A 7373-nucleotide genomic window follows, 5' to 3' on the forward strand; every position below is an offset into this window, starting at 1 on the left:
TTTTGGCCGTCAAACCTTATTTCCGGGGGAATACCTAAAGATACAAAAAAGCCAACTAATTCGCAATACTTTGTGTATGAATTAGTTGGCTGATTTTGTAATATTTAATGAATGTCCCTTTTTAGTACTGAAATAAAAAGGCCCGATTTCATTGAAACCGAGCCTTTTTTCTTTTTCTTAGGATTGTATTATTCTCCCGGATGAATTGCTTCAGAAGGGCAAACATCTGCACAAGTACCGCATTCAGTACAAGTTTCAGGATCGATAGAGTAGATATCGCCTTCAGAGATAGCGCCTACCGGACACTCGTCGATACAAGTTCCGCAAGCAATACAATCGTCACTAATTACGTAAGCCATTTTCTTTAATTTTTTAATTATTAGTACTAATTGATTTGGCAAAAATAGTTGTTTTCTTCAATACTTGCTATCAATCTTGATTAAAAACATTTAATTTGTATCTTATCTAAATAACAGCTGAGGTGAATGTGCATATAATCAGGTCATAAGCGTTGGATATGTGAAAAATATAATCGGATTATTTTCACAGTTCTCTACACGATAATTTCCGTTGAAATGTTCGAAAAACAATAGACTGATTCTTTGTAATATAGCTTCTTTTTGTGAGGCAAATGCCAAATCAACAAGTGGACTGTTGTCTATTCGGGAGTTTATTTCCTGTTTTTCCTGATTGTAAACCAGTTGCATACCTATTCTTCTTGGCTTTTTGCACTCAATAGGATAGAGCAACATGCTGGAAATTATTTGTGTGAAGCGGCTGACATCCGTGTGTATGATTGCATTGTCCACATTGGCTTGAAGCTCCAGATGTATATATCCTTCACTTCGCATCTGCACCAGATAGGGGAGTTCGTTGCACCACTCCTGTACGTTGCAGTTCTGTAGTTGGAACTTCATCATGTTGGCTTCCAGACGTGAAAGGTCTAATACGTTATTTACAAGTTGGATTAATTCAGCCGAGTTGCTTTGAATGATGTCGGAATATTCTCGTTTTTCCTTTTCGTTCAGGTTCCCGTCTTCGGTCATAAGCTGTGAGAACCCTACTACATTATTTAAGGGTATACGGATGTTGTAACTCATATTTGTCAGAAAGTGACTTTTTATTTCATTGGCTTCTTCGGCAATGGAGGTTAATCTTCTGATTTCTTTTTCATTTTTTTGCAGCCGTTTCCGGCTTCGGTATATATGGATATTGGTAAGTAATAGAGCTAAGATAATGATGACTGAGATGTATAAGCAGGCTTGATGAAACATACTGCGCCTTTGTTCTCTTTGCAGTATGAGCTTATCCATGTTGTAGAGTGAAAGAATTTCTTCCATCTGGGAGTTGGTAATGAGATTGTACAATGAGTCTTTTGACTTAAGGCTGCTCTTGTAATATGTAAGTGCTTCATCTGGTTTTCCTGCTTTTACCAAAGAATCGGCTTTTCGGATGTCGTTGTTTATGAGTCCCTCTATTTCAATGGAATGCTGGCGGAGTACGGAATTTTGGCTTTGTACATCGGCATTGATAATTTGTACGGGCAGGAGTAGGGTGAGTAAGGTTGGTATAATAAATGATCTTTTCATGCGTTATTCTCCTTTTGGGTTTTAGTGGACTGTGATTGTCGGATGGGGTGAGTGAAGAAGAAGCGTGAGCCGCCTGTATAGTCTGGGTCAATCCATATTTTTCCACCGATATGTTCAATGATCAGTTGACAGATGGAAAGTCCCAGCCCGCTTCCTTGTGCATTTTCATTTAGTTTCTCAAATCTTCGGAAGATTGCGGCTTGCTTCTCTTTAGGGATACCGCAGCCTGTATCTGTGACAGAAAAGAGCAGCTCTTGTTCCGATTGCTTCCTAAGCTCCAGGATAATACTACCCTGCGGTGTAAATTTGGTTGCATTAATCAGTAGGTTTATCAGCACTTGCTGCAGACGTGCATCGTCTGTCTCTATATCCATGCCCTTCAATTCGGTTATGAAGCATATGGCTGCCTGAGTCTGTTTTATTTTGCTGACAGTATCGATTACATTTTGGCAAATATTGACAACGTTATGTTTGTTGATGCAGAATTGTATTTTCCCGAATTCAAGGCTTGATAGGTCTATCACATCATTGATGAGTTTCAACAATAACTCGGAATTTTGCAGGATTACTTCATTGCACTGACGACGCGTCTCATTATCCAGGTTTTCTTCGGTCAGTAATGAGGAGAAGCCGGAGAGCGCGTTGAGCGGAGTACGTATTTCATGGCTCATGTTCGAGAGGAATATGCTTTTGGCGGATGTGGCATTTTCGGCATTGGTGCGCAGGTGTTCCAGCTTTTGTGTAGATAGGACGATTTCCTGTCGCTGTTTTCTAAGCATGATGGCTATAATAATAAATATGAAGACTAATAGGATACTCCCGGTCAATATGCCAGTGATGAATTTATTGTGCTCTTCTCTGCTGGCTATTTCCATTTGGTCTATCTGATACTTGGCTCGTAGAATATTGATTTGTCGGACATAACCTTCTGCAGTGAGTGTGTCAACTGTGGAATATAATTCTTGATACAATAGGCAGGCGGCCATTGATTTCCCTTGTATCTTATATAGATATATTGTTTCTTGCGTAATCCATCGGTAATAGGCAGACTGTTTGTTGACTGTGTATTCTTGTCGTAGTTCTTCATACAGTTGCAGGGCTTTGTTCCAATACATTCTGTTCCAGTTGCCCATTGCCCGATAGTAGGCGGCGGTAGTATATTTCAGGTGAAAACAGTAAAACTTTTCAGGATGTATCCGGTAGATGGAATCCATGTTGTGCAGATATGCTGCGGCTTCCTTGAGATAAGCCTTTGAAAGATGTCCGTGAGAGATTGCATAGTTGGCTTTTTCGATATTGGCAAAAAAACTGGTGGCATAGTCCGGTTGTTTCTGAAGAGTTTGTTCTATGTCATGCAATGTTTTTTGAGCCTTTTCCAGTTGTCCTTTACGTTGTAAAGCATTGGATATCTTTAATAAGAGTTGTATCCGGTAGGGATGTTGCAGCGAGAGATGGTTTAATTCCTTTAAAGCATCCTGGTACGAATCCAATGCTTTGTCGCATTGATTGGCTATGGTGTAAGCATCGCCGATGGCTTGGTTGGCAACTGCAATTCCGAACTCATATTCCGTTTCTTTGGCTTCTTCGTACATTAGTCGTGCCCGGTCTATGGCGAGGCTGATGTCGCCTCGTAATGTATAGGCATTGGCAAGTTGCAATTGCAGCAAAAAGTAATTTTCGTCATTCCGATTGTTTGTCTTGATAGTCGGCAGGATGTTTTCGCTCCAGCAGATGACGCTGTCTACCGGTACGTATTCATCGTAAAGTATTTTTTTTCGAAGAAAAGCTTTCAGCGTATCTAATTTGTTCGGAGTGGCTGAGGCACATATAAAGGTAGCGTATGGTATACACATCACCCACAGTACCATTAATACGGCAACGTCTTTTCTCATTGTTTGCTTTGTTTGTCTATTATTGGCAAAAATAAACATAAAAAGCGATATGCAAAATAAAATATAATGTTTTTATTTTCAATAAGTTGTGACGTATATGTGAATATTGAGCCTCTTTACTTGTAATGCTTAGTAAAGTTCCAATCCGAATTCGTCTTTCAATTGTAAAAGAGCATTGTTTTTCTGGACCATCATTTGGAATTTTTCAACACGTCCGTACGCGCGGACTTGCTCAGTGGGAGTACTGATACGTACACTCATGGTTACCTTGCGGTTTTTCAGGCGGGTACGTAGGTACTCTTGTAATTGGGGAGTCATCGAGATAAATTCTTTTGCCACAATTTCATTATCTACGACAGCTTCAAAAGTAGTAGCATTTAGCAGAGTGACGTGCATATTCTGCATGCGTTTGGCAATGGCTACTTGTTCTTTGGGCATACGTCCTGCATACTCTTGCCAATAGTAGTTTATGTCTCTTTCATTGAAGATGTAGTCCTCTTCCGGTTGTGCTGTTTGTGGTGTGATAGTGGCTGTAGCCGTATTTTTTACCTCTTCCTCGACTTTCGGCCGTTTAATGGATACGCCAAGTCCTGACATTTTTATAACCGGAATTTTCTTTTCTTCTTTGCCTTGTGCCAGCAAAATGGAGGTAGGGGTGGCGTGTGAAGCAGTATTTGCTGTTGTGGCGGTAGTGCCGGTGGAGGGGGCAACGGTAGGAACTGCTTGCGGTTTAGCTATGACGGGTGCTTGCGGCTGGGGCACAGCGGGAGTAGCCTGTGGCTGTTGGGTGGCTGCAGGCTGTGTAAATATAGGTTTTATGACTTGTTTAGGGCTGTGCCCATTGGCTATGTCGTCTCCTTCGGCGGTTATTTGTGCCACCTGTATTAAAGTGAGCTCTACCAGCAATCGCTTGTTTTTGCTGGCACGATAGTTTAAATCACAGTCGTTGCACAATTTCATGGCGCGGTAAAGGAAGGGTAACGGGCATTTTTGTGCCTGCGTTTGATAACGTTGCCGTATGCTTGCTCCCACTTCAAGCAGGGGAAGAGTGGCGGGATCTTTACTTACCAGCAAATCGCGGAAATGCGAGGATAGCCCGGTGATGAAATGGCTGCCGTCGAATCCTTTGCTCAATACATCATTCAGCAGTAATAGGGCATCGCCGACTTTGTTCTCAAGAAAATGGTCGGTCAGTTTAAAGTAGTACTCGTAATCCAGTACATTCAAATTTTCGATTACGCTTTGGTAGGTGATGTGTCCGCCGGTAAAACTCACTACCTGATCGAATATGGACAAAGCGTCGCGCATACCACCGTCAGCTTTCAGTGCGATGACGTTCAGTGCCTCCGGTTCGACGGTAATGCCTTCTTTGGAAGCTACATAGGCCAGATGTGCTACGGTATCTTCCACACTGATGCGGTTGAAGTCGTATATCTGGCAACGCGACAAGATGGTTGGCAATATCTTATGCTTTTCAGTAGTGGCAAGGATAAATATGGCATGGCGGGGAGGTTCTTCCAATGTTTTCAGAAAAGCGTTGAAAGCGGAAGCCGACAACATGTGCACCTCGTCAATGATGTATACCTTGTATTTGCCTATCTGGGGCGGGATACGTACCTGTTCTACCAATTGCCGGATATCGTCTACGGAATTATTGGATGCAGCATCCAACTCGTGAATATTGTATGAGCGCTGTTCGTTGAATGCTGTACACGATTCGCATTGGTTACAAGCCTCTCCCTCTGCAGTGGGACTCATGCAGTTGATGGTTTTGGCAAAAATACGTGCACAAGTCGTCTTTCCAACGCCACGCGGACCGCAGAACAGATAAGCGTGTGCCAGTTTGCCTGTGGCGATAGCATTCTTTAAGGTAGTAGTCAAAGCGCGTTGTCCTACTACCGACTCGAAGGTTGAAGGGCGGTATTTTCGTGCCGAAACGATATAATTTTCCATATTCAGGGTATTCTTGTCACTTATATAGCGTGCAAAGGTTGTATGGTTTATCTTTGCTTTTGTGCAAATGTACGCAAAAAAAAGAAAATTCTCAGTTATTCGTCTTATCTTTGTGCTCAAAGAAACAATAACTGGATTACATGGATAAACTTGCTTCTCTTTGGTTGTTTGTCCGCAGACGTAAATATCTGATAACGTTTGTGCTGTTTGTCGTACTTGTCGGATTTTTGGATGAAAACAGCATTGTGCGTCGTTTGGGGTATTATCGTGAGGAAACGCGTTTGCGCGGGGAGATAGATAGATATCGTGCGGAATATGAGGAAAATACCCGTCGTCTGAATGAACTTGCGGTCGATTCAGGAGCTATTGAGAAGATAGCCCGTGAGAAGTATCTGATGAAGAAACCCAATGAAGATATTTATGTGTTCCAAGAAGATATAGAAGAATGAAACAGTTGATACCCGCCCTCTTTGTTGTAGGAGCCGTAATGCTTCTGATAGGAGCTGCCGTTTATGTTACAGGTTGGCAACTTTCGCCTTATATATATACGGTAGGTGCTACATTTGTTGCTTTGGCGCAAATAAATTCACCTTCGCAATATAAAACTCCTACTATTAGGCGCCTGAGACGCCAGCAAATATTTGGTGCATTGTTGTTGGTGCTTACCGGAGCTTTTATGTTTTTTACGCGTGGTAATGAGTGGATTGTTTCACTGACTATCGCTGCTATTCTTGAGCTTTATACATCCATACGCATCCCGCAGGAAGAGGCTAAAGAACAATGATTGCATGAAAATACGAGGATGGTTTTCATAAAAAAAGGCTATCTCTCCCAGACAGCCAATCTTTTTGTTAACCTTAAATCTAATACTATGAAAAACACATTGCAAAGATATTCCATTCCTGGTATTATCCAATATTTTTTGGGGAAATCTGTTGTTTGGTAACACGGTTTATAAGACAGTTGCTTCTGTTAACATTTAATACAACGTGCATCTTCCTTTAACAGGTTTGTCTGGTTGTGGCTTGCCTTGTGCTTTCCAGGCTGTCAGCCGCCTTTCTCCTTTTTTCTGTGTCTTCTGTCCTTTTACTGTGTCGTTGTTTTTTTGTATCCTTTCCTCTGCCGTTTTTCTTTCTGTCTTTCTTTTCGTTGCATGTTTCTGTATTGTTTCCTTCCTGTGTCATTTTTCCCGTTAGCCTTTTTCTTGTGTCTGACACCCGGGTGTCGGACGTGCCGAGACCCGGATGTCGAACATGCCGAGACCCGGGTGTCATACATGTCAAGACCCGGGTGTCATGCAATGCCCTTCCGTATCTCCGTATTTTCTTTCAGCCTTCCGTTGTTTTCTTTCGCGCGCATGCGCATATATTATTATGTGTCCCTTTTGTCTGACTTTTCATCCTCCTTTAAAAATATGTTCTTCAACATATTTATCAATCAGCGTGTTACGAAAAAGTTTCTATATTCCGTGCAAAAAATCCCCTTATATATTTGGCTTGTATGTTATAAAGTCCTACTTTTGCACCCGCTTTCGAGAACGGGAGCAGCGATGTATTGACATTCTGACAGGAACGGCGTAGGAACTCTTACATATTTCTTCTGCTTGGGGCTTGTTTCTTTCTGAAATTCCCCTTTGAAAAAGCAGAATGAAAAAAACTTCCGAAAATATTTGGAAGATATGAAATAAAGTTCTTACCTTTGCACCCGCTTTCAAAAAGTAAGCAGCGTTGGTTGACACTTTTTCTTGAATCCGGGTCGGTAAAACCACCTTTCCTTTGTTCTCCCTTTCGCAAGAGAGATGACGGGAAAAAGGAAAGATGAAAAAAAACTTCCGAAAATATTTGGAAGATATACTTAAAAGTTTTTACCTTTGCATCCGCTTTCCTGAAAAGAAAGCCGACATAAAAGAAGCGATCTTTGAAGAGATTTACATAAACAA

Annotated in this window: 7 protein-coding genes; 2 read left to right on the forward strand and 5 right to left on the reverse strand. The window is 41.6% G+C overall.

Annotation, left to right across the window (positions count from 1 at the left end; translation table 11 throughout):
- Positions 1-188: 188 nt before the first annotated feature.
- The 4 genes from H8S52_RS19115 to H8S52_RS19130 all read right to left on the reverse strand — a co-directional run bounded on the left by H8S52_RS19115 (position 189) and on the right by H8S52_RS19130 (position 5434).
- Positions 189-359, reverse strand: coding sequence for a DUF362 domain-containing protein (locus tag H8S52_RS19115; RefSeq protein WP_004292360.1), 171 nt, complete (start codon positions 357-359; stop codon positions 189-191).
- Positions 360-497: 138 nt separating this feature from the next.
- Entirely contained in the window at positions 498-1589 is a 1092-nt protein-coding gene (locus H8S52_RS19120) for a histidine kinase dimerization/phospho-acceptor domain-containing protein (RefSeq protein WP_186910387.1), read from the reverse strand.
- Positions 1586-3520 (reverse strand): HAMP domain-containing sensor histidine kinase, encoded by a 1935-nt coding sequence (locus H8S52_RS19125; protein WP_186910388.1) that lies wholly within the window; start codon positions 3518-3520, stop codon positions 1586-1588. The genes H8S52_RS19120 and H8S52_RS19125 overlap by 4 nt, the downstream gene beginning before the upstream one ends.
- A gap of 90 nt (positions 3521-3610) precedes the next feature.
- A complete protein-coding gene (locus H8S52_RS19130) occupies positions 3611-5434 on the reverse strand; it encodes a DNA polymerase III subunit gamma/tau (protein ID WP_186910389.1) in 1824 nt (607 codons plus the stop codon).
- 140 nt (positions 5435-5574) lie between these two features.
- Here H8S52_RS19130 and H8S52_RS19135 point away from each other — a divergent pair, with 140 nt between their 5' ends.
- Both H8S52_RS19135 and H8S52_RS19140 read left to right on the forward strand, forming a co-directional pair.
- The gene (locus tag H8S52_RS19135) at positions 5575-5883 is read left to right on the forward strand and encodes a septum formation initiator family protein (protein ID WP_005652348.1); all 309 of its coding nucleotides are present in this window, start codon (positions 5575-5577) and stop codon (positions 5881-5883) included.
- Positions 5880-6218 carry a hypothetical protein gene (locus H8S52_RS19140; RefSeq protein WP_005652346.1) on the forward strand — a complete coding sequence of 113 codons (339 nt, stop codon included), beginning with the start codon at positions 5880-5882 and terminating at the stop codon, positions 6216-6218. The genes H8S52_RS19135 and H8S52_RS19140 overlap by 4 nt, the downstream gene beginning before the upstream one ends.
- Positions 6219-7020: 802 nt before the next feature.
- On the opposite strand, the gene H8S52_RS20095 is transcribed toward H8S52_RS19140, so the two are convergent.
- The coding region (locus H8S52_RS20095; protein WP_255470129.1) for a hypothetical protein at positions 7021-7373 on the reverse strand (353 nt) is incomplete at its 5' end.

This window comes from Bacteroides sp. NSJ-48, from assembly GCF_014287405.1.
Classification (GTDB): Bacteria; Bacteroidota; Bacteroidia; order Bacteroidales; family Bacteroidaceae; genus Bacteroides; species Bacteroides stercoris.